This is a genomic window from Citrobacter sp. A316, from assembly GCF_002042945.1.
Classification (GTDB): Bacteria; Pseudomonadota; Gammaproteobacteria; order Enterobacterales; family Enterobacteriaceae; genus Citrobacter; species Citrobacter portucalensis.
Map to the genome: position 1 here is coordinate 382,785 of NZ_MVFZ01000002.1, position 24,736 is coordinate 407,520.

19 protein-coding genes and 2 pseudogenes are annotated in these 24,736 nt (G+C 46.4%); 11 read left to right on the forward strand and 10 right to left on the reverse strand.

Features of this window, described 5'->3' with window-relative positions; translation table 11 throughout:
• Window positions 1–8 precede the first annotated feature (8 nt).
• The 3 genes from yjhG (at window position 9) to BZK41_RS03905 (ending at window position 4,765) form a co-directional block, all read left to right on the forward strand.
• The gene (gene yjhG / locus BZK41_RS03895; RefSeq protein ID WP_079937240.1) at window positions 9–1,976 is read left to right on the forward strand and encodes a xylonate dehydratase YjhG; all 1,968 of its coding nucleotides are present in this window, start codon (window positions 9–11) and stop codon (window positions 1,974–1,976) included.
• Window positions 1,977–2,082: 106 nt separating this feature from the next.
• Entirely contained in the window at window positions 2,083–3,432 is a 1,350-nt protein-coding gene (locus BZK41_RS03900; protein ID WP_079937241.1) for a GntP family permease, read from the forward strand.
• Window positions 3,433–3,778: 346 nt separating this feature from the next.
• Window positions 3,779–4,765: a sugar-binding transcriptional regulator gene (locus BZK41_RS03905; RefSeq protein ID WP_079937242.1), complete on the forward strand. Its 987-nt coding sequence runs from the start codon at window positions 3,779–3,781 to the stop codon at window positions 4,763–4,765.
• A 40-nt stretch (window positions 4,766–4,805) separates the two neighbouring features.
• Here BZK41_RS03905 and BZK41_RS03910 read toward each other — a convergent pair whose 3' ends face one another.
• From BZK41_RS03910 to mtnK, 4 genes are all read right to left on the reverse strand, one after another.
• Window positions 4,806–5,810, reverse strand: coding sequence for a GRP family sugar transporter (locus tag BZK41_RS03910; protein ID WP_079937243.1), 1,005 nt, complete (start codon window positions 5,808–5,810; stop codon window positions 4,806–4,808).
• Window positions 5,811–5,913: 103 nt separating this feature from the next.
• Window positions 5,914–6,555: an L-fuculose-phosphate aldolase gene (locus BZK41_RS03915; protein WP_000439686.1), complete on the reverse strand. Its 642-nt coding sequence runs from the start codon at window positions 6,553–6,555 to the stop codon at window positions 5,914–5,916.
• Window positions 6,556–6,585: 30 nt separating this feature from the next.
• Window positions 6,586–7,701 (reverse strand): S-methyl-5-thioribose-1-phosphate isomerase, encoded by a 1,116-nt coding sequence (gene mtnA, locus BZK41_RS03920; RefSeq protein WP_079937244.1) that lies wholly within the window; start codon window positions 7,699–7,701, stop codon window positions 6,586–6,588.
• A gap of 9 nt (window positions 7,702–7,710) precedes the next feature.
• The gene (gene mtnK / locus BZK41_RS03925; protein WP_079937245.1) at window positions 7,711–8,970 is read right to left on the reverse strand and encodes an S-methyl-5-thioribose kinase; all 1,260 of its coding nucleotides are present in this window, start codon (window positions 8,968–8,970) and stop codon (window positions 7,711–7,713) included.
• A gap of 769 nt (window positions 8,971–9,739) precedes the next feature.
• Here mtnK and BZK41_RS03930 point away from each other — a divergent pair.
• Window positions 9,740–10,549 (forward strand): glycosyltransferase, encoded by an 810-nt coding sequence (locus BZK41_RS03930; RefSeq protein WP_253193742.1) that lies wholly within the window; start codon window positions 9,740–9,742, stop codon window positions 10,547–10,549.
• Window positions 10,550–10,560: 11 nt separating this feature from the next.
• Here BZK41_RS03930 and BZK41_RS03935 read toward each other — a convergent pair.
• A pseudogene (locus tag BZK41_RS03935) lies at window positions 10,561–11,662 on the reverse strand (IS3 family transposase).
• Between the two features lie 52 nt (window positions 11,663–11,714).
• Between BZK41_RS03935 and BZK41_RS03940 the strand changes: the two are divergent.
• On the forward strand, window positions 11,715–11,900 hold the full coding sequence (locus BZK41_RS03940) for an inovirus-type Gp2 protein (RefSeq protein WP_079937247.1): 186 nt from the start codon (window positions 11,715–11,717) through the stop codon (window positions 11,898–11,900).
• A gap of 96 nt (window positions 11,901–11,996) precedes the next feature.
• Here BZK41_RS03940 and BZK41_RS03945 read toward each other — a convergent pair whose 3' ends face one another.
• Window positions 11,997–12,650, reverse strand: coding sequence for a hypothetical protein (locus tag BZK41_RS03945; RefSeq protein WP_079937248.1), 654 nt, complete (start codon window positions 12,648–12,650; stop codon window positions 11,997–11,999).
• Between the two features lie 31 nt (window positions 12,651–12,681).
• Window positions 12,682–13,452, reverse strand: coding sequence for a hypothetical protein (locus BZK41_RS03950; protein WP_079937249.1), 771 nt, complete (start codon window positions 13,450–13,452; stop codon window positions 12,682–12,684).
• 212 nt (window positions 13,453–13,664) lie between these two features.
• Between BZK41_RS03950 and BZK41_RS03955 the strand changes: the two genes are divergently transcribed.
• Window positions 13,665–14,030 (forward strand): hypothetical protein, encoded by a 366-nt coding sequence (locus BZK41_RS03955; protein ID WP_079937250.1) that lies wholly within the window; start codon window positions 13,665–13,667, stop codon window positions 14,028–14,030.
• 178 nt (window positions 14,031–14,208) lie between these two features.
• Here BZK41_RS03955 and BZK41_RS03960 read toward each other — a convergent pair.
• Window positions 14,209–14,874: pseudogene (locus BZK41_RS03960) on the reverse strand (IS3 family transposase); the annotation flags it as partial.
• Window positions 14,875–15,230: 356 nt separating this feature from the next.
• Here BZK41_RS03960 and BZK41_RS03965 point away from each other — a divergent pair.
• From BZK41_RS03965 to BZK41_RS03985, 5 genes are read left to right on the forward strand one after another with little or no spacing between them, the layout of a single operon-like run.
• Window positions 15,231–15,446 carry a helix-turn-helix transcriptional regulator gene (locus BZK41_RS03965; RefSeq protein ID WP_079937251.1) on the forward strand — a complete coding sequence of 72 codons (216 nt, stop codon included), beginning with the start codon at window positions 15,231–15,233 and terminating at the stop codon, window positions 15,444–15,446.
• Between the two features lie 28 nt (window positions 15,447–15,474).
• A complete protein-coding gene (locus BZK41_RS03970; RefSeq protein WP_079937270.1) occupies window positions 15,475–16,272 on the forward strand; it encodes a DEAD/DEAH box helicase in 798 nt (265 codons plus the stop codon).
• A gap of 1 nt (window position 16,273) precedes the next feature.
• Window positions 16,274–18,388, forward strand: a complete 2,115-nt coding sequence (locus BZK41_RS03975) for a DUF262 and DUF1524 domain-containing protein (protein ID WP_079937252.1) — start codon at window positions 16,274–16,276, stop codon at window positions 18,386–18,388.
• A gap of 29 nt (window positions 18,389–18,417) precedes the next feature.
• Complete coding sequence (locus BZK41_RS03980) at window positions 18,418–20,457, forward strand: site-specific DNA-methyltransferase (RefSeq protein WP_079937253.1); 2,040 nt, start codon at window positions 18,418–18,420, stop codon at window positions 20,455–20,457.
• Between the two features lie 9 nt (window positions 20,458–20,466).
• On the forward strand, window positions 20,467–23,484 hold the full coding sequence (locus tag BZK41_RS03985) for a DEAD/DEAH box helicase family protein (RefSeq protein WP_079937254.1): 3,018 nt from the start codon (window positions 20,467–20,469) through the stop codon (window positions 23,482–23,484).
• Window positions 23,485–23,715: 231 nt separating this feature from the next.
• On the opposite strand, the gene BZK41_RS03990 is transcribed toward BZK41_RS03985, so the two are convergent.
• Together BZK41_RS03990 and BZK41_RS27215 are read right to left on the reverse strand one after the other, a co-directional pair.
• The gene (locus BZK41_RS03990; protein WP_270494442.1) at window positions 23,716–24,597 is read right to left on the reverse strand and encodes a nucleoid-associated protein; all 882 of its coding nucleotides are present in this window, start codon (window positions 24,595–24,597) and stop codon (window positions 23,716–23,718) included.
• On the reverse strand, window positions 24,566–24,709 hold the full coding sequence (locus tag BZK41_RS27215) for a hypothetical protein (protein WP_172313064.1): 144 nt from the start codon (window positions 24,707–24,709) through the stop codon (window positions 24,566–24,568). The genes BZK41_RS03990 and BZK41_RS27215 overlap by 32 nt, the downstream gene beginning before the upstream one ends.
• Window positions 24,710–24,736 lie beyond the last annotated feature (27 nt).

Here is a 24,736-nt window from a genome sequence, read left to right on the forward strand (position 1 = left end):
AGAAACTCATGTCTGTTCGCAACATTTTTGCTGACGAGAGCCACGATATCTACACCGTCAGAACGCACGCCGATGGCCCGGACGGCGAACTGCCATTAACCGCAGAGATGCTTATCAACCGCCCGAGCGGGGATCTGTTCGGTATGACCATGAATGCCGGAATGGGCTGGTCTCCGGACGAGCTGGATCGGGACGGTATTTTACTGCTCAGTACACTCGGTGGCTTACGCGGCGCAGACGGTAAACCCGTGGCGCTGGCGCTGCACCAGGGGCATTACGAACTGGACATCCAGATGAAAGCGGCGGCCGAGGTTATTAAAGCCAACCATGCCCTGCCCTATGCCGTGTACGTCTCCGATCCTTGTGACGGGCGTACTCAGGGTACAACGGGGATGTTTGATTCGCTACCATACCGAAATGACGCCTCGATGGTGATGCGCCGCCTTATTCGCTCTCTGCCCGACGCGAAAGCAGTTATTGGTGTGGCGAGTTGCGATAAGGGGCTTCCGGCCACCATGATGGCACTCGCCGCGCAGCACAACATCGCAACCGTGCTGGTCCCCGGTGGCGCGACGCTGCCCGCAAAAGACGGAGAAGACAACGGCAAGGTGCAAACCATTGGCGCACGCTTCGCCAATGGTGAATTATCTCTACAGGACGCACGCCGAGCGGGCTGTAAGGCCTGTGCCTCTTCCGGCGGCGGCTGTCAATTTTTGGGCACTGCCGGGACATCTCAGGTGGTGGCCGAAGGATTGGGGCTGGCAATCCCGCATTCAGCCCTGGCCCCTTCCGGCGAGCCTGTGTGGCAGGAGATCGCCAGAGCTTCCGCGCGAGCTGCGCTGAACCTGAGTCAAAAAGGCATCACCACCCGGGAAATTCTCACCGATAAAGCGATAGAGAATGCGATGACGGTCCATGCCGCGTTCGGTGGTTCAACAAACCTGCTGTTACACATCCCGGCAATTGCTCACCAGGCAGGTTGCCATATCCCGACCGTTGATGACTGGATCCGCATCAACAAGCGCGTGCCCCGACTGGTGAGCGTACTGCCTAATGGCCCGGTTTATCATCCAACGGTCAATGCCTTTATGGCAGGTGGTGTGCCGGAAGTCATGTTGCATCTGCGCAGCCTCGGATTGTTGCATGAAGACGTTATGACGGTTACCGGCAGCACGCTGAAAGAAAACCTCGACTGGTGGGAGCACTCCGAACGGCGTCAGCGGTTCAAGCAACTCCTGCTCGATCAGGAACAAATCAACGCTGACGAAGTGATCATGTCTCCGCAGCAAGCAAAAGCGCGCGGATTAACCTCAACTATCACCTTCCCGGTGGGCAATATTGCGCCAGAAGGTTCGGTGATCAAATCCACCGCCATTGACCCCTCGATGATTGATGAGCAAGGTATCTATTACCATAAAGGTGTGGCGAAGGTTTATCTGTCCGAGAAAAGTGCGATTTACGATATCAAACATGACAAGATCAAGGCGGGCGATATTCTGGTCATTATCGGCGTTGGACCTTCAGGTACCGGGATGGAAGAAACCTACCAGGTTACCAGTGCCCTGAAGCATCTGTCATACGGTAAGCATGTTTCGTTAATCACCGATGCACGTTTCTCGGGCGTTTCTACTGGCGCGTGCATCGGCCATGTGGGGCCAGAAGCGCTGGCCGGAGGCCCCATCGGTAAATTACGCACCGGGGATGTCATTGAAATTAAAATTGATTGTCGCGAGCTTCACGGCGAAGTCAATTTCCTCGGAACCCGTAGCGATGAACAATTACCTTCACAGGAGGAGGCAACTGCAATATTAAATGCCAGACCCAGCCATCAGGATTTACTTCCCGATCCTGAATTGCCAGATGATACCCGACTATGGGCAATGCTTCAGGCCGTGAGTGGCGGGACATGGACCGGTTGTATTTATGATGTAAACAAAATTGGCGCGGCTTTGCGCGATTTTATGAATAAAAACTGAAAGCATAAATAAAAACATCCAGACACCTGAATTATCCGACTCTGCATCATTCGTTATTTGCTCAGTCGGATAATGATGGGTCGCTACCCTGTTATGAGAGGACGTTATGCCACTAATTATCGTTGTGGCAGGGATTGCTTTACTCCTGCTTTTAACCATAAAAATTAAGCTTAATACGTTTGTTTCGTTAATTATTGTCTCGATTGCTGTCGCCATCGCCAGTGGTATGGATTTGAGTAAAGTCGTCACCTCAGTCGAATCCGGACTAGGCGGTACGCTGGGCCATATTGGTTTGATATTTGGCTTCGGTGTTATGCTCGGTCGCTTGCTGGCCGATGCGGGTGGTGCGCAGCGAATAGCGCTGACCATGCTGAATTATTTCGGGAAAAATAAACTTGACTGGGCAGTGGTCTGTTCGGCGTTTATTGTCGGTATCGCACTTTTTTTCGAAGTCGGTTTAATTCTTCTGGTACCTATTTTATTCGCTATTGCCCGTGAAGCAAAAATATCACCGATGTTTATGTGTGTGCCGATGCTTTCCGGTTTGCTGGTCGCACACGGTTTTTTGCCGCCGCACCCCGGCCCGACAGTAATCGCCAGAGAATATGGTGCTGATGTAGGATTGGTACTGATATACGGTATCATTGTCGGCATTCCAACCTTTATTCTTTGCGGCCCGGTATTGAATAAATTCTGCCAGCGCATTATTCCGGACGCCTTTAAAAAAGAGGGGAATATAGCCTCTCTCGGCGCGACCCGCCGATTCAGCGAAAGCGAAATGCCTGGCTTTGGGATCAGTTTTCTCACGGCAATGCTGCCGGTGATCCTGATGGCGGTTGTCACCATCATCCAGATGACTCATGCCAAAAGTGCCGCGGATTCAGGCTTATTCTACAATGTGCTACTGTTCTTAGGTAATTCGACGATCGCCATGCTGATTTCACTGCTGTTCGCGATCTATACCATGGGCCTGGGGCGCGGGAAAACAATCCCTGACCTGATGGATTCTTGCGGAAAAGCTATCGCGGGTATTGCCGGTCTGCTGCTGATTATCGGTGGTGGTGGTGCATTCAAGCAAGTTCTCATCGACTCTGGCGTTGGTCAGTATATTTCCACCCTGGTTTCGGGTATGGATATTAACCCGATCCTGATGGCCTGGGGCGTGGCCGCATTCCTGCGTATTTGTCTGGGTTCAGCCACCGTCGCGGCGATCTCTACCGCCGGTCTGGTCATCCCATTGTTGGCAGTACATCCCAATACCAACCTGGCCTTGATTACGCTGGCTACCGGTGCCGGATCCTGTATTTGTTCTCACGTTAACGATGCCAGTTTCTGGATGATTAAAGACTTTTTTGGCCTGACCACCAAAGAAACGCTGTTATCCTGGACGCTGATGTCCACACTCTTATCCATCAGTGGGCTGATTTTTATTCTGCTCGCCAGCTTAGTTTTATAATCGGGTTCTTACCAGTGAGCCAATCTGTCGTTCACTGTCCCCCATAATTTAGTGAGTGACGGCAACCGTCTGCACGGTGACGAATCGCTGGCGATCAAAAAGGGGCGATATTGAACCATTGATTATGCTGGAAGGGTGTACTCTCAGTAATACTGTAAAGCCGGAGCATGCCTCCGGCTTTACAGTATGGGGGAACAGAGGACGATCGCTCAAATGGTATGCTGGTTTATTTCATGTAAAATAATAAAATATCTGTATAAAATCATGCCACTGGCAATCTGCATCAACTCTCCGGGTAAACAGGGTTAAGATGAGCATTTCCCCGGTTTAATACAGGTATACAAAAGTGGATAGAGATCAAACAAACAGCAGCCTGTTCAATGATGATCCCGTACTTCATGCAACATGGCTGTACTATCAGGAAGGCAAAAGCCAGACTGAAGTTGCAGCTATCATGGGGGTGTCCCGCGTCACGGTTGTCAAATACCTGCAAACAGCCCGGGAAAATGGACTGGTTCATATCAACCTGGATGTGAATGTCTTTGGCTCTATCGACGCGGCTTTGCAAATTCGCGATAAATTCAATCTCCAGAGAGTGATCATCGTGCCTGATGGCGAACATGCCGGAAAACGTGATGATACAAAGCTGATGCGTACTCGTCTTTCACGTGCCGGTGGCATGTATCTGAATCAGGTAATTGAGAATGGTGATGTGCTGGGCGTTGCCTGGGGAAGAACAATTCATCAGATGAGCAAAACCATGACGCCGAAGTCATGTAAAAATGTCACCGTTATTCAGATGCTCGGTTCCATGCCCTCTCAACCAGACCTGACGATTATTGAATCCTCATCGCAAATCGCCTACAAGCTTTCAGGTCGTGTCGCCTCGCTGCACGTGCCCGCCGTGGTATCAAGTGCCAGACTGGCCATGGAGTTACAGGCAGAGCCTATTATTCGATCGAATTTTGACGTTCTGACTCGCTGTACGAAAGCTTTTTTTGTCGTGGGTAACGCACTTGATGAAAATCCCCTGATTCGGGTGGGCGTGCTGAATAAGAACGAAATGCAGACGTATCGGGATTTAGGCGCAGTAGGTGTCATTTGTGGCCGCTTCTATGACAAGGAAGGGATGCCCGTCGTGGCTGATGTTGACCAGCGTATTCTGGGAATCAGTCTGGCTCAGTTAAGGCAGATTGAACGGAAGATCTTCCTTGCTGGTGGGGAAAGAGGCTATGACGCAACGTTGGGTGCCCTGCTGGGAGGATATGTCACGGACCTGATTGTTGATGAAGGAACGGCAGAGTTTTTGCTGACGTGTGAATTACCACACTAAAAGAATGAACAACTGCCCCATGTGGATATGGGGCAGGATTTTATTGATTAGCGGCGATAATAAGAACAATACCCACAATGTATGAAATAAACATGGTCAGCAGCAGTTTATTGGTTCCGGCTGGCGCACTGGCAAATTCTCTCCAGATGAAGACTCCCCAGATCACGGCAATCATTGTGGCACCCTGTCCCAGACCGTAGGAAATGGCATAACCCGCCTGACCAGACGCAATCAGACTGAATGCCAGACCGACACACCAAATCATACCGCCCAGCCAGCCGCAAACATGCTCCCGTAAACTCCCGGAAAAATACATTTTCCCGTTGACCGGTTCTCCTGAAATAGGCTTTTTCATGACCAGCGTGTTAAGGACAAAGTTCGATAAAAACAGCCCTACGGCAAACAAAACAAGTGCTGAGTACGGCGTCATCAGACCGCTGGCAGGCTGACTGAAATTGTCAGACATGGAGTCCGCCAGGAAGCGGAAAAACCATCCCATGATGATACCCGCCAGAATGGCAGTGATGAGACCTTTGTTACGACGGGATTTATCCGCCTCCTGCGTGACACGACCATAGGCTATCGCGGTAAAAATAATGGCGATCACAACGCAGGCGACACCGAGGAACAGAATGAGCGGATCGCCCTGCGGGTTGCCGATATAGGTAGTGATTACACCCAGAGCCAGCGCCAGCCCCACCCCCACAGGAAAAGCTACCGCCATACCGGCAAGATTAATAGAAGCGACCAGAAGTATATTGGAAATATTGAAAATAATCCCTGCCAGTATTGCCGACATCAGACTACTGCTGCTCGCCTGCTGAATATCAGGTATAAAGCTGCGACCGGCTTCGCCCATAGAACCCAGCGTGAAGGCAAATAACAAAGAACACAGCAATAATCCAATTGAATAATCCCAATAGAATAGAGGGAACTCCCATTTTTTATTGCTGACAAGTTTGGTTGTATTCGCCCATGAACCCCAGCAAATCATGGTAATAAAACACATTATTATGGCGACAGCATACGATTCCACGATAAACATAAATAACTCCTTGTGGTAGTTATAATAAATCGTTGTGGACAGAGGGGGTAGCAGCCATTCTGCGAATGGCTGTCATATGTTATTAATTAAAATAAAGCTGTAATTACGCTTTCAAACCATACGTTTTGAATTTTTCAAGGACGATGGTCATTTCGGCTTCAGACAGCACGGGAACATCGTGATGTAATCCGCCACATTTGATGTATAAATCAGCCAGCGTCTCGGTTTCACCCGCCAGCCACAACGTCTTTTCCAGCGTGACGTCCATGGCCAGCATACCGTGGTGCTGCATCAGCAAGGACTTACTTTCTCTGATCCCTTTAGATACACCGTCGGCCAGTTCAGGACTGCCAAAGGTATAATAGGGAATACAGGGAATATGATCCGTCCCCGATACCGCCACCATATAATGAATGGCCGGAATTGAATGATTATGTATTGCCACCGCCGTGGAATTCACCGCATGCGTATGTATGACAGCATTCAATTCTGGTCTGGCTTTATAACACGCCAGATGAAATAACCATTCACTTGATGGTATTTTACCCGCTTCAGGTATTCCCTTATCGTCTACAAAGACAATCATGTCCGGCGTCATCTTTGAATAAGCGATCCCACTCGGCGTAATCAACATGCCACCGGTATACCTGGCACTCACATTACCTGATGTTCCTTGATTAAGACCTGACGCATTCATTTCCCGACAAGTGGAAATGATTTTTTCTGCTAACTTAATCCGTTCCATTCCTGCTCCTTAACAGCAGTGGTCGTCGTTTTAATGCTGTTCCCCCTGGAGTGCTTTACTCTTCAGGTCAGCAAACATATCTGCCAGCGCTGACTTACTGGCAGCACAGACTCCCCGCTCAGTAATGAGGCCGGTAATGTATCGGGCAGGCGTGACGTCGAAAGCGTAGTTCCCACAACGGGTTCCTTCAGGGGCGGTATTGACCCAGCTCAATTCTCCCTGAGGGTTTATCCCATAGACATGGGACTGCTCTTTTCCGTCACGTTGCTCAATCGGAATGCTTTTTCCGTCCTCGATAGTCCAGTCAATAGTGGGAGAAGGTAACGCGACGTAGAAGGGAACATGGTTATCATGGGCCGCCAGCGCCTTAAGATAGGTACCAATTTTATTACAGACATCCCCTCTGGCCGTGGTTCGATCGGTCCCAACAATGCAGAGATCAACGTCACCGTGTTGCATCAGGTGGCCACCCGCGTTGTCGGCGATCAGGGTGTGAGGAATACCGTGTGAGCCCAGTTCAAATGCCGTGAGTCCGCCCTGATTACGTGGCCGCGTTTCATCCACCCAGACGTGAACAGGGATTCCGTTTTCATGCGCTTTGTAGATGGGAGAAAGCGCGGTTCCCCAGTCTACAGTCGCCAGCCAGCCTGCGTTACAATGTGTCAGGATATTGACCACACTCCCGGCCGGTTTTTTCTGGGCTATTTCGCGGATGACTTCTGCACCATGTAATCCAATTTGTTCACACAACGCGACATCTTCCTCAGCAATTTCTGCCGCCAGCGCCCAGGCCACATCCTTGCGCTCTGATACACAGAGATCCTTCAGTGTGGCACTCATCCTGTCGAGAGCCCATTTGAGGTTAATTGCCGTTGGTCGGGTTTTGATAAGAAGGTCATAGTAACGCTGCAGACCCATGTCACTGGCATCGTGATTCATTCCCAGCGCGATACCATAGGCTGCAACGACACCAATAAGCGGAGCGCCACGAACCCACATCTCCTGAATAGCCGTAGCGGCCATTTCCGCAGAGGTAAGCGCCACCACCTCGAACTTAAAAGGCAACTTAGTCTGATCGATGATTTCTACCGCTTTTCCATCCCCGGAAACCCAGACCGTACGGTAGTGTTTACCTTTAATATTCATAATGACCTCTTACTTAACCTTCGCAGACTGGATGACGGAATCCATATTTTTAAACTGGCGGGCATTGACGATAAGATCGCGTGCCATGGTCAATGCACGTCGTTCACATTCTGCGCGAAGCTCTGTATTTTCAATCTGTTTCAGCTCGGCAACGCCAGCAAAACCAATGATCCGGCGATTCATTTCCATGCCGGCATTCACCAGGGAATCTTCAAGCAGCGTGGCAAAAAACTGATTCTGTGCGTCCTCAAGAGCGGCCCTGTTCTGTTGATACATTTCTGTCGGCCACGCGTCACCCTGTGTTTTGTTGTCCCAGAGCTGGCGGAACTCCCGGGTGAAAACGGACCAGGTTTGGACAATCTGCTGAAGCAGCCATTCCTGATAGTCAGCGCGACGTTGCTCATTCGCCTCCCACCCAGGGCGTGAGAAGAACGCCAGCAGAAGGTTGCCAATATAGTTGCCGATATCAAACGCCATTGGTCCCATGAAACCGAACTCAGGATCAATCACTTTGGTATCCGTGTCGGTCACCATGATTGAGCCTGAATGAAGGTCGCCATGTAACAATGCCTGCGCTTCTGTCATAAATTTGTACTTATAACGCATGGCAACCTGGATCATCTCTACATCAGCCCAGGCCTTATGGACGGCATCGTCCAGCTCAGGAGAAGTCCAGTTATTCCGTTCAGCGTTGTAATAGGGCTCTGTGAAGATCAGATCTTCCGTAATTTTGCACAGCTCATGATTCAACGCGAACCCGGCAGTAAGCGCTTTTTTCTGTTCTGCTGACATGCCAATGTCAGACGTATTGAAGAGAGTCTGTGCTAAAAATCTGCCGATATCTTCAGCTAGCTTAGGGAATTTTTTACCGTTAATCAGTTCTTTACGCAGAATTACGTGAGGCGTCAGATACTCCATGGCAAACAGAGCCATCTCCGGGTCATAAAAATAGACCTGCGGAATCAGTGTGTGACCCGCGTACTTGGCTTCCTGACATAAGACGTTGTACTCAAAGCCCGCACGGCTCAGAGATAAAGGCCATCCTTCGCCCCCTGCGCGAAGCCAGGGCAGAGCTTGCTTTACAATGATGGTTTTATGTGTCCCCTCAACGATAAACACCATGTTCAGGTTTCCGTCCCCCACTTCTGAAACTTTCCACTCTTCAGGTAACCCTCCCGCTTCGCATGAAGGGGTCAGTCTGGACGAGAGATAACCCGGCAGCGTGTCACATGTCAGCGGCTTGTAGCCTGATGGAATTGAATCCGTCATAACAGTTCTCCTTGTCTACACAGAATGATAATCAACTTGTCATATGACAACTATACATTATCAAATGTAAAAGCATTTGTGACGTATGTAGATTTTTTGAACTGGAGAAAATTAAAAATGATGTTGTATGGAGTCATGTTCCTTACAGGAACAGCAGGATCGGACACTAGTTATTTATATAAAATTCAATCAGTTAAAAAAACAATCGTACTACATGGGGAATAATTGCGGGAAATCTTTGGCGAAAGGAAATATTGAAGTGACCGAATAAATCACACTTGTTTTTATACATATGTATTTTTTTATTGTCTTTTGTTTTGGGGTGCATGGTATTTGTCATGCCGATGCTAATAGGCAAGTAGATTCGAGGGCCAACAGCCCCATCATCAGGATGGAGCAACAGAGGTGAGTCTAACGTTCCCGCACTTCTTATCGATCGGCACTAACGATCAATATCGAGAAACTGATCTATCAAAACGATTATCTTTCTTGCAACCTGCCTGGTTATCCTTGTCTTACATTGCACGCAGAAAAGCCCTTTTATTACGGTTAGTTATCTAGCTGAGGCTTGCTACGCCCATTTTCCATGTACCCCAAATCACGAGGTCACAAAGGCGCGGAAAGATGAAGAGATGTGCACGTTGCAACAAAAAAAGAAGCGTCCTTGAACGGTGGCTCTCACTCGATAATGAATTCTGCGACGAGTGCTTATTCGATATCGATGAGGAAATCAGGGAAAGAAGGATTATCCCGATCAGACGCCTCAAAGATGACAACAAAAGAAAATCGTAGCTCAATGAAAAATAGAATCGATGTCAGCGCCATTATCCCTGCTTACAACGCTGCTGTGACCATTGGTAGTCTGGTTAATAAAATCCTCAGTGAACCCCACGTTGCTATTGAATTAATCATTGTCGATGACGGTTCTACCGATGGTACCGGCAACATTATCCGCCAAATCCACGATGACCGACTCATTCTGATTGAGCAGGCCAACGAGGGGGTCTACGGAGCACGCAATGCAGCACTAGACATCCATCGGGGAGAGTGGGTTGTTTTCCTCGATGCTGACGATGATATTGCCGACGGGTTTATTGAAAAACGATGGCAAGCAGCTACTGTGTCGCAAGCCGACGTCATGATCTTTAATGGCTGGCATTCTGGCGCTGACAGCCATCGAAGAGCCGTTCATACAAAGCAGCCCTATGAAGCGACGTTGTCAGGTCATGAGTGGCTCAGACTCAGCGTTATCCATCGCGAATGGCCGCATTACCTGTGGCTGCAAATGGTCAGATCATCCTATATCAAACAACATTCACTGCACTTCCAGTCCGGCAAGAGCCACAAAGACATTCTGTGGACGGTTCATCTTGCGGCGAGCAATGGTCGATTCTGTACATTGGATATTAAGGACTATATCTATATCAACAATAAGGCCTCTATCACGCATCGGCCGGATTACTACGATGTTCGTGCTATAAGCTATGTTGAAGTGATCGCAGAAATCATCCAGGTAGCGGAACAAGCACAAAACAAAAAAATAAAGGTATTTTTGTACCGGCATGCGCTGGTAGTGTAAATAGACCCGTTTTAGTTCCAGGCATTTTTTGAGATCCCGGCCAAATAATGGTGTTGTAGATATTCCTCTGGCGTCATATTGTTCAGTGATTCATGCGGGCGTTCACAGTTATATTCTGACACCCATCTTTCCGTGATTTCCCGCACTTCATTCAGCGTTCTGAACAGATAAAAATCGAGTATTTCTGTACGGTATGTTCGGTTAAAGCGCTCAATAAAAGCGTTCTGCGTCGGCTTACCCGGCTGAATAAATTCCAGTTTTACTGCATGTTGCTCTGCCTATTCAGCAAGTACAAGTGAGATAAATTCCGGACCATTATCCATGCGTAGCATGACCGGATAGCCGCGATCCTGTCGAGTACCCGGACGACGCGAAGAGCTGGCAGATTCAGATCGATTTCAATCGACAACGCCTCACGGTTAAAGTCATCAACGACATTGAACGTGCGAAAACGACGGCCACAGACCAGGGCATCATGCATAAAATCGACAGACCAGCTCTGGTTCAGCGCTTCCGGTGTGGCCAATGGTGAGGGATTACGTACTGGCAACCGTTGTTTGCCTTTACGGCGAAAATTCAGTTTCAGCAGACAATAAATACGATGGATCCTTTTGTGATTCCACGGGTATCCCTGCCGCCGCAGAACCTGGAAAAGTTTTGGAAAACCGTACCGTGGGTATCGCTCTGCCACTGCCTGCAACGCGACAATAACGGGTTCGTCACGCGTGGTATCCGGACGGTAATGGTAAACCGTTCTGCTCAGGTTAAGACTCCAGCAGGCCTGACGGATACTGAGTCCAAATGTCGTTATCAGATGAGTGACCAGCTCACGCTTAAAGGCTGGTTTTAAAGCTTTTTTTCGATAACGTCTTTCAGCGCCCGGTTCTCAAGGCTCAGGTCGGCAAACATCTGTTTGAGACGCCGATTCTCGTCCTCAAGATCCTTGATCTTTTTAATATCAGAAGCCTCCATGCCGCCGTATCTGGACTTCCAGTTGTAGTAGGTGGCTTCAGATATACCGGCCTCCCGGCAGACATCCTTAACAGTTCGTCCGGCTTCAACCGATTTAATTACGGCAATGATCTGATGCTCAGTAAAACGGGCTTTACGCATAGCGATCTCCTTTGTTGGCAGATTGATTATGCCGGAGGATCTCTAAATGTGAATGGCACGATTATGCGGGATACTTACAGTTTCCTTTACCAATACGCCACACTACCTGGAGCGTCTTCGGCAAGACCGCTTTGAACAACAACGCCGTGAGCTGCTGAGCCATCTAAGCTATTTCGCTAAGGAGCGTACTAAGCAGTACAGCAAGGAAGAGCGATCATTTGGGGGAAGTATTAAATAAATCAGTAAAATGCAGGGGAAGGCATTCTCCTGCATCTTTATCAGGGGTAGGTACAAGTATCTCCTACTTATGACGTGCATAGTCCTATTTTCGATTTTAACATCCAGACTTCTTGAACCACGAACGTACATAAGACCATCTAAACCATGAAGATGATTTCGACTTAGTTAACTCATGAAAATCGTTAGACATAGTGTCAAGTAGCTGTTTTCGCAGGAAGTTAGCATCTTTTTGCCATTTACTGAGTTGTCGAACGAATGCCTCACACTCTTCTTGTGTTCGGCCCTGGTCCTTTAAATCTTTAACGATCTCACCAGCACGTGTAATCATGAAAAAATCGTAAATATCGTTTTGCAGCTTCGGAACAATAGCATCCCATTTTTGCCATTCCTGATAATGATGGAAGCGTAAGCCGTGTTCGCATCTTCGTCCTTTCTCCCGATCCGGAGACCATTTGCTGTCATCTAATAGGTCCTTGTATTCGGAAAGTGCTTGAATAGGAATTTGGGTCTTTGATTGAGCCTGAGTGACCTCTAAGAGCCGAGACTGGACAAGCCCACTAATACCACCGGCATAATTGATAAGCTGTAATAAGACCTCATCACAATCAGCAGAGAGCTTCTCAAGTCGATCAACACGAAGCTCCAGTTCTTTCTTACGAATTTCACGATTAAGGGTAAACCTGGCAGTAAGCCAGACTGCTAAAAGGGAGGCTGCCGGAGTTAATAAATCTTTCAATTCAAATGCCATTCTGCTCTCTCATTACGTTTTAAGGGATATTTTACCGTAATTCGCTGATGCTAAAGGCACTCAAGTTTCTCAGCACATCCCTTGTACACCACGATAGGTCCTCTTTCCCCAAGATGTCATTAACAACATCCTTCTTGAAGGGGATCTCCAGCAGGAACGAAGCTGGCTTCTCAGGATTTGGTACAATAAGTTCACTACTGCTAACCCAATGCGCTTCCAGCCGTACGTTAAGATTTTGCCACTCACCCCCCCGGCGGGCTCTGTCTTTCTTAAGTGAATAGAAAAATGCAGACTTACCATTCGGTGTTGGATGATTGTCCATCAGCATTAAAAGAAGAGGGATACCCCATTCAGGGAGATAGCTATAACGCCAGATCCCAAAGCTATCAGCTATCCTGACCAATCGAATAAACGACTTTTGGTCAAGCTTACCCTTTCCTCCCCGTAGTGAGCGGCAGACAATATAGGCCCTACATAGACTATCGAAGACCATAAACTGCGCACGCCGTGTTCTGGCTAGCTCCGTTGTTGCAGTACTGTCATTTCCGGCTAACCCGCTGAAACGGCGTGTCTCTGCACTTAGTGGGCAAAGCTCTCCATTCTCCGGAGGTACTGAATGCGAGAACCTGGGGCGATAATCAGGATTAGGGGTTACCAATCCACTATCATGCACTGGCTTTTCACAAGCGAGGCAACGTAATGGAGGGTAACTATCCCGTGGAATTCCCTTCACTCTTTGTGCAAAATCATCGATGTTGGTTGCAACCCAACCATTTTTCTCCAGAACTTCTGCTTTATCCATAATTTTCTATTCCCAATAATGCTGCTCCAGCGCTGCCAGTAGGCTCAGCATTGCAGGTTAAAAAAGGCACAGCAAGCCATTTTTACCATAAATAGAAGCATCCATATTTCGCCACTTATCTCTTTGTTAATTCAAACATATCCCAGCTATCCCATGACTATAGCGGTGAGTATGGTTACCCGCCGCCTTACCAGGAATATGGAGAAATTGGGATGCAACTATTCAGACCTATTGAACACGCGATTACCGATGATGGAGAGTGGGTCACAATCCGTGAACTACCCGTTGATTACATGAGGCGACTGAAGTGCGATAGCTGCCATGCCAGCGTGGTGGTTATCGAGAATAAATCGGGTGAGGAGGAATTTGTTCACTTACGCCACAATCTGCAGGAAATCACCAGAACTCGCAGCTGCCGGTATGCGCTCGCCGGGTACAGGGATGGCGATAAGCAGACCCGTAACAACAGTCACTCAGATAGCCCCCATACCACCATTAGGCCCAAGAATACTACGAATAAAAACAACGCAGAGAAAATGGCACTGTGTCTGGTGCGGCCACCAGTACTACGGAACTAAGCAGTGCCCACAATGTAGGGAATGGACTTACACGCTTGAGGAAAAGGGATAACAATCATAGTTAAAACTGTTTGTTGTGAAAATTCCGCATAAGTGTGACCCTGGCCCAAAATCAATGCAGTGCTAAATCAGAGATCTTCGTCTTTTGACCCTAACCCAAAATCAGTGCATTGCTAAATCAGAGATCTTCGTCTTTCCGGATACTTCGGATAAATTCAGCCGGGGTCATGTCATTTAATGATGAATGCGTTCTCTCATGATTGTATTCCCTGCACCAGTTGTCGAGTTTGTCCTGCGCATCTTCCAGTGAAAGGAACCAGTGAATGTTCAGACACTCATCCCGCAGACTCCCGTTAAATGATTCAATAAACGGGTTATCTGTCGGCTTTCCGGGGCGCGAGAAGTCCATGGTCACTCCGTGTTCATATGCCCATTTATCCAAACTTTTTGAGATAAACTCGCTGCCGTTATCTGTCTGTATACGTACCGGAAGACGCTTACCCAGTACCCGCAACCCTTCCATCACATCGACCACATCCTCACCTTTCAGCGACTTTCCGGCATGGATCACCAGACACTCCCGACAAAAATTATCGACTACAGTCAGTGCCCGGAAACGCCGTCCGTTAAACAGATTATCCGACACGAAATCCATACTCCAGCACTGATCGATATGGGTCAGGACCGGACGTTGCTGGCGATGTGCTGCACTGACATGTCTGCGGGGGCGCTTCCTGCGCAGGTTAAGGCCTTCCAGACAGTAAATCCGGCGTGTTTTCTTATGGTTAACAAGCCAGCCTTCCCGCCGCAGCTGGATATGAATACGCGGACACCCATACCGTAACGAAAACAGGGCGGTGATACCCGCCTTCCATCAAAAAGCAGTTGTTGGTAGCTTTTGAGTGCAATATCGAACTGACGGACAGTTTGGGAGATTGCTGACCAATTGCTGGAAACGACGTGGCCATCTGATAGTGCAAATCTTGTCGATTTGAATCGACTGCGTAGATGGTGACAACTGACCTCTAGCAGTTTAGGTCTAATCCAACTAAATATCCTGTTACTGCAGATGTGGTTCTAGGACTTCACAAACTGCTGTTTAGGTAACAAAATTTAACTTGAACTCGCAAAACACTATGCAAGCAGTGGTATTCTCGAATCCAGTTCATAAAACCAGACAGTTAGTCCAAGGGGACGATCATGATTCGCTGCCATCTCGCCCGCATGATGGGTGAACACAAGATGCGTATTGTAGACGTTGCCAGAGAAACAGGACTCAGCCGCGCCACAATTACTCTCCTCTACCGAGAAACAGCTCAAAAGGTGGATTTAGTTACGATAGAAAAACTCTGTCGGTTGTTCGGCTGTGGTATTGGTGACCTACTGGAACTTCAAGCATCAAATTCACCAGCATAGAATGAAAATCCAAGAAAGGAATTCCAGGATGCCGATAACTGAGTACCATGCAAAATATTTTGCTCACGAACTGAGTAAACGAGGTTCACCCACTTCTATAGAAAAACTGGCGGGAACGTTGATGGATGCAAGGGTCGATCTCAACCCTCATCAAGTAGAGGCAGCGCTATTTGCTTTTAAATCACCGTTGTCCAATGGTGCGATTTTGGCTGATGAGGTAGGTCTAGGGAAGACCATTGAGGTAGGTCTTGTTCTGTCGCAAAAGTGGGCAGAAGGCAAGAAGCGCATGTTAATAGTCGTACCCGCTAGCTTGCGCAAGCAATGGAGCCAAGAACTGGCAGAGAAGTTCTTTCTTCCATCACAAATTTTGGAAGCAAAATCATTCAATGCAGCCATCAAAGCTGGCAACTTAAACCCGTTCGAAGCAAACGAAATTCTAATTTGTTCTTACCCTTTTGCAGCCAGACATGCAGGAAAGCTCATATTGGTGCGCAGGGACTTGGTAGTTCTCGATGAAGCCCACCGCCTGCGCAATGTCTACAAGACGCAGAATAAGACTGCGCGGGCCTTGCGCACGGCATTGACCAATGTACCCAAAGTATTATTGACAGCTACCCCGTTACAAAACAACCTGATGGAGCTTTATGGTCTTGTTAGCTTTATCGATGAATATGCTTTTGGTGATGAAAAATCCTTCCGCAGCCAATATTCTCGGATGACGTCTCCGGAACAATTCGGTGAGCTGAAAGGTCGATTATCGAACAGAAGCTGCAAACGAACACAACTGAACAACATGTGTTCATGTATAAGATGGAGCTTGATCTAATATGAAAGCCACCGAAGCGAAACTATTAGAATTTCTTAAAAAATCGCCTCAATTTGTTATTCCAATTTATCAGCGCACTTACTCTTGGAAAGAAAAAGAGTGCCAACAATTGTGGGATGACATCATTCGCAGCGGCAAGGATGATGATATTAATGCCCATTTTATGGGATCTGTTGTCTATGTTGAAAAAGGTCTGTATTCCGTCTCATCACAAACACCGCTTTTGGTGATTGACGGTCAGCAACGCTTAACAACAATAACCCTTTTAATTGCTGCATTAACCGAAGTCATTGGTGATCAAGAACCATTGGAGGATTTCAGCCAAGCAAAATTAAAAGGCTATTACTTAACTAACCCACTTGAAAGCGGCGAGAAATTTTACAAGCTGGTATTGTCACAAACCGACGATCTGTCGTTAAAAGCCATCATCAAAGGGCTGGAGCAGCCGAACGAGAGATCAATACGAGTAGTTGAAAACTTTGAGTTTTTTAAATCAAAACTGCAAAAGATGGGCGATTTAAAACCGGTATGCAGCGGTTTAGCTAAATTAATGGTGGTCGATATTTCATTAAATCGCGAACAAGATAACCCTCAGCTCATTTTTGAGAGCATGAACTCAACGGGCAAAGAACTGAGCCAAGCAGATCTGATCCGTAACTACATACTGATGGGCCTAGAGCCAGAGCGTCAGACACACCTGTATGAACAATACTGGCGGCCAATGGAGTTAGCGTTTGGACAACAGGCATATAGTGACTACTTTGACAGCTTTATGCGTCACTTCCTTACCGTTAAAACACGTGAGATCCCCAAAATTGGCGATGTGTATGACGTGTTTAAGGAATATTCAAGACGACCAGTAGTTGCAAGCAAAGGTGTAGATGAACTAGTTAAAGAAATAAGAAACTATGCGGTGTATTTCTGCGCTTTCGCCTTAGGCAAAGAGAAGGACGAACAGTTAAAGCTGGCATTTAAAGACTTACGAGAACTGAAAGTTGATGTGGCTTATCCACTTTTGCTTGAGTTGTATTCAGACTACTCGTCTGAACTCTTGAGCCGCAGCGAATTTTTGTCTGCTGTGCGTATAATCGAAAGCTATGTTTTCAGACGCGCCATTTGCGAGATCCCAACCAACTCCATGAACAAAACCTTTGCTCGGATGGGGATGGGCCTTAAAAAGGATCGCTACCTCGAAAGCATACAAGCTTCCTTCCTGTTATTACCATCCTACCGCCGTTTTCCAAACGATGAGGAGTTCCATAGGAAAATTCAAACCAAAGATATCTACAACTTCCGAAACAAAAGCTACTGGTTACGGCGGATGGAAAACTTTGGCCGTAAAGAACGCGTGTTGGTCGATGATTACACCATTGAGCACATCATACCGCAGGCAGACAATAACCCAGAAAAATTGCCACAGGTGTGGCGAGCAGAGCTAGGCGATGACTGGCAACGCATTTGGGAGACTTACCGTCATACCCTCGGAAACTTAACCTTAACGGGGTACAATTCGGAATACAGCAACAGTGCGTTTATCGCCAAGTGTGAACATGAATTTGGTTTCAAATTCAGCCCTCTCAAGATGAACGAGGGGATTGCGGTCGAGCCTATATGGAACGAAGATGCAATAACAAAACGCGCTAACAGGCTGGCCGACAAGGCAACTAAGGTATGGGTAGATGTCGCATTACCCAATGATATTATCGACGCTTACAGACCAACAAATGACCAAACAAGTGAATACAGTTTGGCAGATCATCCACATTTGATGACGGATAAAATAGCTGAAATTTATCAGGTTTTCCGTAAGGCGGTGCTGGATCTGGACCCATGCGTAACAGAAGAAGTGAAAAAACTCTATGTCGCCTTTAAAGCCGAGACCAATTTTGTCGATGTGGTGCCACAGGCGAAACGCCTACGTTTATCGTTGAATATGCCGTTTGCCGAGATAGATGACCCCCGTGGTCTCTGTAAAGATGTAACCAATCTAGGGCGTTGGGGTAACGGTGATGTTGAGGTAGGCCTCGATAATCTAGACGATCTATCTCATGTCATGGCTTTGGTTACTCAAGCATTCGAACGCCAAATGGGATCTGACGTGAGCTTAATAGATTAATTTTTAGAATTTTAAAGAGTGAAAACAAGATGACACATAAGCCTGAAGTGATGAGTGGAGAAAGTCTAGATATTGCCGCTCAGCGTCGTGATGAACTAAAACAACTCTTCCCCGGTGTGTTTACCGAAACGAGAGACGCTGACGGCAATGTCGTGTCATCCATTGACTTTGAACGCCTTAAGGCCGAATTAGGGACCTTCTCTGATATCTACGAGGGAAGACGCGAGCGTTATGGTATGGAATGGCCGGGAAAGCGCGACTGCATGAAAGTGATTCAGGAGCCAAGCCGAGCAACCTTAAAGCCCTGCCCGGACGAGTCTGTGGATTGGGATACCACCAAGAACCTGTTTATCGAAGGTGACAACCTTGAAGTACTAAAGCTATTGCAAAAGAGCTATTACGGCAAGGTGAAAATGATCTATATCGACCCACCATACAATACCGGGAATGAATTTATCTACCCTGATAATTATCAGGAAACCTTAGATACCTATTTAGCTTATGCTGGCCTGCTAGATGATGAAGGGAAAAAGTTTACAACTAATACTACTTCTGAAGGACGCTTCCACTCAAAGTGGATGAACATGATTTACCCGCGTTTATTTTTAGCAAGAAACTTACTGCAAGACGATGGTGTGATATGTATTTCTATTAACGACAGGGAACTATATAACCTTAAGCAACTTACTGATCAAATATTTGGTGAAGAAAACTTTATATCCACATTAGTTTGGGAAAAAGGCAGAAAAAATGATGCCAAAAGAGTTTCCGTTGGGCATGAATATATGGTTTTGTATGCTAAAAATTTAGCATTTATTGAAGAAATAACTCAACCATGGCGTGAGCCCAAAGAAGGTATTCAAGAGATAATTAACGTATACAATAAAGCAAAAAGCATTTACTTCGAACAATTTGAAAAAATAAGTGAAGAGTTGATCTCTTTTTATAAATCCTTGGATGCAGACCATCCATCGAAGAAATATGCACGAAGCAGGTTTGTAGATCAGCGTGGAATTTGGCGAGATAATAATATTTCTTGGCCGGGCGGTGGTGGTCCAAAATATGATTTACTCCACCCAATCACAGGACAACCGTGTAAAGTACCTGATGATGGGTGGAGGTTTGTAGAATCAACCATGAAGCAAAAAATTCATGAAGGTTATATTCACTTCAGAGATGACCATTCACAGCCTCCAATACTAAAATCATATTTATATATCGATCCTGAGTCAGCTACTTCGGATGAGGATGCTGGCGGTAAAAAGCAAGTTATGGGTAGTGTTTTCTACCGACATTCTCAGCCGTCTAACGACGTAATTAAGGATCTCTTCGGCGAAAAAGTATTTGAAAACCCGAAAGATCACGAAATACTCGCAAGGCTTTTTGACTACTGTACTAGTAATGATGACATTATATTAGATTTCTTTGCAGGTTCTGGCTCTTCTGCTCATGCCGTATTCGAACTTAACTGGAAAAATAGATCAAATCGAAAATTTATTGCAGTTCAACTTCCAGAGCCAACACCTGATCCTTCATTAGCTCGTGCACAGGGGTTATTTACAATCTCTGATTTATCAAAAGCTAGGATTCGCAAAGCATCTGAGAAAATAAAAAATGAAGGTAATGAATCAAAAGGAATCGACTTAGGTTTCAAAGTTTTTAAATTGGCACCATCTACATTCATGCAATGGATTCCTAGTAATGTTTCAAATGAGTCTGAATTGCAACAAGCTTTAGAGCTGTATGTTGATAATTCCAAAGATAGTAGTACTGAAGATACGTTATTTGAATTACTGCTGAAAGCTGGGTTTCAATTAGATACAGTAATTAAAGTAATAAACATAAGCGGTAAGACAGTCTTTTCGATTGCAAATAATGCATTGCTTATTTGTCTGGAAGATCAGCTTACAGATGAACTCATCGAAGAAATAATAGCCCTAGAGCCAATGCAATTTATCTGTTTGGATAAAGGTTTCCAAGGCAATGACCAGCTAAAAGCCAATGCTGCTCAGGCGTTTAAAGCCCGCTCGCAAAACAGCGATGCCGAAATGGTTTTCAAAGTTGTTTAAGGAGTGGTGATGTCGAATATCAATAAAGGGCTAAAACTTAAATTTAACTCAACCCTCGACTATCAGAAACATGCTGTTCAGGCGGTAGTGGATTTATTTGAAGAGCAACCTTTAGCGCAGGATGCCTTTACTGTATCGGTAGGGCAACAAACTGGAGGCAGCCAGCTTTCATTGGACGGTGACGGATTTAGCGGTATCGTTGCCGTTTCAAACCAATTATTGCTCACTCAGGAACATCTGCTCAGAAACCTGCGTAAGGTACAGGAAACTAACAATGTTGTTCTCGCTGATGAACTGCTCAGTACCTCGTTTGACTTAGAGCTGGAAGAGGAAAAAGGCACTTATAAGCTTAAAAAGCAGGTGCCGCACTTCTCTGTTGAGATGGAAACCGGCACGGGTAAAACTTACGTTTACCTGCGTACCTTATTTGAACTCAATAAAACCTATGGGTTTACCAAGTTCATCATCGTAGTGCCGAGTGTGCCGATTCGCGAAGGGGTGCTGAAAAGCATTCATATTATGCGAGAGCACTTTCGAGAGCTTTACGACCATGTTCCGTTCGACCATTTTGTCTATGACCCTTCCAAACTAGGCCAAGTACGCCAGTTTGGTTCGAGCAACAAAATCCAGATCATGGTGATCAATATTCAGGCTTTTGAGAAAGAGCAAAATATTATCAACCGTGAGCAAGACAAGCTGAGTGGCAACAAACCCATCGACTTTATTCGTGCAGCTAATCCGATAGTCATAATCGACGAACCTCAGTCGGTTGAAGGCGATACTAGAAAAGACCAAACCAAGCGTTCTGAAGCCCTGCACAACCTGAATCCGCTTTGTACCTTGCGTTATTCTGCAACGCACAAGAACCCTTACAACTTGCTGTATAGCTTGGGGCCGATAGAAGCCTATGATCTTAAGTTGGTGAAACGCATTGAAGTCGCCAGCATGGTTGAAGAGCAAAGTTTCAACAATACATTCGTCGCTTTGAAAGAAGTGGATAACAAAAACGGCATTAAGGCTAAGCTGCAAATTAATGTGCAGGATAAAGCCGGACCAAAGAAAAAGCTACTTACCGTTAAGCAAGGAGCCGATTTATACACTTCGTCGAAAGAACGACAGGAATATCAACATGGGTGGATTGTCGCCAACATTAGTTGTGAGCCGGGGATCGAACATGTTGAGTTCGCAAATGGTCAAGTATTACGATTAGGTGAGCAACTCGGTGGCTTAGACGGTGAGCTGATGCGAGCGCAGATTTATGAAACCGTAGAGCAGCACCTAAAGAAAGAACTTGCAGTTAAAGGCAAAGGCATCAAAGTACTTTCTCTGTTTTTTATCGATAAAGTATCCAACTACCGTGAATACAACGACGACGGCACCACCAGTTTTGGCAAGCTGGGGCTTTGGTTTGAAGAAGCATACAACGAACTAACACAGAAACCCTTGTATCGTGGACTGTTAAATTTTCCTGTAGCAGAGGTTCACAACGGCTATTTTTCGCAAGACAAAAAAGGCATAGCTAAGGACACCACGGGCAAGACTAAAGACGATGAAGACACCTATTCATTGATCATGCGAGATAAGGAACGCTTGCTATCTCTTGACGAGCCTCTGCGTTTTATCTTCTCCCACACAGCTTTACGCGAAGGTTGGGATAACCCCAATGTGTTCCAAATTTGTACGTTAAACGAAACCAAAAGCACTGATAGAAAACGTCAGGAAATTGGCCGAGGCTTACGTTTGCCTGTAAACCAAAACGGCGAACGTGTTCATGATGCTTCGGTGAACAGACTAACCGTGATAGCTAACGAATCATACGATGATTTCGCTAAGCAACTGCAGACTGAGTATGAGGAAGACTACGGCATAGGCTTTGGTAAATTGGGTATCAATGCATTTGCTAAGTTGGCTAATCCTGACGCTAGTCAATTTGTGAATATTGGACAAGAAGCCTCAGAAGCGATTTTTAACTCGTTACAAAAAAATGGACATCTGGATGCAGAAGGTAGGGTGACGGATAAATTCGATCCTAAGAATCCTCACTTCATTCTCGACCTCCCACCAGAATGGGCACACATGCGACCACAGGTCACGGATGAAATAAATAAATACGTGTTTAAGAATAGAATTGTTAATGCGCGGGACAAACGCACGCTAACACTTCGTAAAAACGTTACGCTAGACCCGACATTCAGAGAACTTTGGGAGCGCATAAGCCAGCGAACTCGATTCCGCGTGACCTTTGATACCGATGAACTGGTTAAAGCGGCAGCTAAAGCCATTGCGGAAATGCCGCCAATTCACCGCTCACGGATAACAACTGAAGTCTATCGATTAGATACCAACAAGGCCGGGATCGAAGGGGAGCAAATTTCTGGCGGCGTGCGAGAAATAAGCCAGTCACCGGATTTGCCCGATCTATTGGCTTATCTGCAAAACAGTACTGAGCTGACTCGCCACACTTTAGTAGAGATACTCAAAAGCAGTGGCAGGTTAAAGGACTTTCTTGAGAATCCGCAAGTGTTTATTAACCAAGTTACCCAGTGTATTCAGGATGTTTTGCATCACGTGACAGTGCAAGGTATCGAGTATGAAAGGGTCGGTGGTAGTGTTTATGAAATGCACAACATCGAACAAGAGGCCGAACGCGGGATAACCCGCTACTTGAATAATCTGTACGAAGTGCAAAACCAAGATAAAACACTATTTGATTTCGTTGAGTACGATTCAGAAGTTGAACGTGAGTTTGCTAAAGCTTGTGATAATGACGAGCGGATCAAGTTTTACTGCAAACTACCCGCCAGCTTTAAGATAGATACCCCCGTTGGCCCCTATAACCCTGACTGGGCGTTAGTGACAGAGGGTGAAGAAAAACTGTATCTGGTACGAGAAACCAAAAGTACACGTAACCGCAAAGAACTACGTGAGTCCGAGCAAGATAAAATTGCCTGCGGCGAGAAGCATTTTGCTGCAATCGGCGTGAATTACGATGTGGTCACGAATTTAGCAGAAGCATTGCATGGCTAATTAACTTTACAATGAAGGTGGGTTATTTTGTTTCCCACTTTCCCAGCTTTCCCACCTTAATAGGCATGAGGAGGGAAAGCTCAATGTTCTTTCTGCACAAACCAATTAAACAACTCTCTTATGGGTAGTAAATTGGGTAGTAAATATAGAAAAATCACTTTATTAACACTTAAGTAATTGTTTTTATTTAATAAAATTTTTTAGTTTACAAGCATACTCAGAGACCAGAATTCACCTACTGCTGCTGTGAGCAATATCATGGCCAAAATGAGCACGATGGCCGACGTTAACATCCTCCAGAGTTTCCAGTTTTCTTTTCCGTGGCTTAGGGATGTTTTCTGGGACTATCTGGAAAGATTCACCTGAAATACCTAGGTCCTTTATTTTGCGGGTAAAGGATTTGACCAGCAGATGATCTTCTTCCATTGGCCTAAAAATCTGGTTTAGTAGGGAAAGGGGCTCATCGGTGTTAAAATTTTGCGCACCGTGATGTAACGTTTCATAAATCTTGTTAACACCGCTGCGTTTGATGTCGTCCGGCTGCAGGTCGCGGTGCTGTTTAAAGACATCCTTGAGCGCGACAACCAGTTTTTCGCTGAGGTCGGCTGTACTGTTGACTCGCTGTACCTGCAGAAAACGCTCAAAATAAACGGAGATATTGGTTCGTTTGCTGCGCTCTCGTACGACCACCTGCCCACCTTGAGCATCTGCCGTCAGGTGGACTAGGGCAATTTTCTGCATGGCCTCCGCTTTCTTGACGAAACTTTCGCGGAAACGTTCGAGCCTGGGGACCTGAAACTCGTTTCCCTCTGCATCCAGCACGTAGCGCACCACATCCTCATTATCATGTTTAATGAGAGCAAACAGCTTTTCATCGTTGAGGGTATGAAGCTCAAAAAGAAAGAACACCCCCATACTGGCATTTTTTGTGTGGTGGTGAGACTGAAAATCGTTTGCTAGAAATGTAGACTGTTCGGTGAAACAACCGGCGTCGGTATCAGCATGGTTCCTGATGAGGCGTAGAATACGCTCTGTATTGGACAATTCCGTAAACCGGAACATGTTACCGCTTAATGAAAATTTAATACGCTCTAGAAAAATCGACGTGTTCAGGCGGTGATATTTCGCTGAGCAGCACGGGGATCTCCAGCTCCCCGCCAACGACATGGAAAATCATTCGTTTTATTATCAGTGCATTAATTTCTTCGTCCGTTAAAAAGCTCATAGTGGCATCCCGTTGTTTCGTATCTTT

Bases quoted from the DNA above. Each gene is read 5' to 3' on its own strand.
- mtnA (WP_079937244.1), bottom strand. From the start codon at position 7,701: ATGAATATTAAAGGTAAACACTACCGTACGGTCTGGGTTTCCGGGGAT.
- BZK41_RS03965 (WP_079937251.1), top strand. From the start codon at position 15,231: ATGATTCGCTGCCATCTCGCCCGCATGATGGGTGAACACAAGATGCGT.
- BZK41_RS03950 (WP_079937249.1), bottom strand. From the start codon at position 13,452: ATGGATAAAGCAGAAGTTCTGGAGAAAAATGGTTGGGTTGCAACCAAC.
- BZK41_RS03930 (WP_253193742.1), top strand. From the start codon at position 9,740: ATGACAACAAAAGAAAATCGTAGCTCAATGAAAAATAGAATCGATGTC.
- BZK41_RS03940 (WP_079937247.1), top strand. From the start codon at position 11,715: ATGGCACGATTATGCGGGATACTTACAGTTTCCTTTACCAATACGCCA.
- yjhG (WP_079937240.1), top strand. From the start codon at position 9: ATGTCTGTTCGCAACATTTTTGCTGACGAGAGCCACGATATCTACACC.
- mtnK (WP_079937245.1), bottom strand. From the start codon at position 8,970: ATGACGGATTCAATTCCATCAGGCTACAAGCCGCTGACATGTGACACG.
- BZK41_RS03970 (WP_079937270.1), top strand. From the start codon at position 15,475: ATGCCGATAACTGAGTACCATGCAAAATATTTTGCTCACGAACTGAGT.
- BZK41_RS03910 (WP_079937243.1), bottom strand. From the start codon at position 5,810: ATGTTTATCGTGGAATCGTATGCTGTCGCCATAATAATGTGTTTTATT.
- BZK41_RS03980 (WP_079937253.1), top strand. From the start codon at position 18,418: ATGACACATAAGCCTGAAGTGATGAGTGGAGAAAGTCTAGATATTGCC.
- BZK41_RS03945 (WP_079937248.1), bottom strand. From the start codon at position 12,650: ATGGCATTTGAATTGAAAGATTTATTAACTCCGGCAGCCTCCCTTTTA.
- BZK41_RS03900 (WP_079937241.1), top strand. From the start codon at position 2,083: ATGCCACTAATTATCGTTGTGGCAGGGATTGCTTTACTCCTGCTTTTA.
- BZK41_RS03915 (WP_000439686.1), bottom strand. From the start codon at position 6,555: ATGGAACGGATTAAGTTAGCAGAAAAAATCATTTCCACTTGTCGGGAA.
- BZK41_RS27215 (WP_172313064.1), bottom strand. From the start codon at position 24,709: ATGAGCTTTTTAACGGACGAAGAAATTAATGCACTGATAATAAAACGA.
- BZK41_RS03975 (WP_079937252.1), top strand. From the start codon at position 16,274: ATGAAAGCCACCGAAGCGAAACTATTAGAATTTCTTAAAAAATCGCCT.
- BZK41_RS03985 (WP_079937254.1), top strand. From the start codon at position 20,467: ATGTCGAATATCAATAAAGGGCTAAAACTTAAATTTAACTCAACCCTC.
- BZK41_RS03955 (WP_079937250.1), top strand. From the start codon at position 13,665: ATGCAACTATTCAGACCTATTGAACACGCGATTACCGATGATGGAGAG.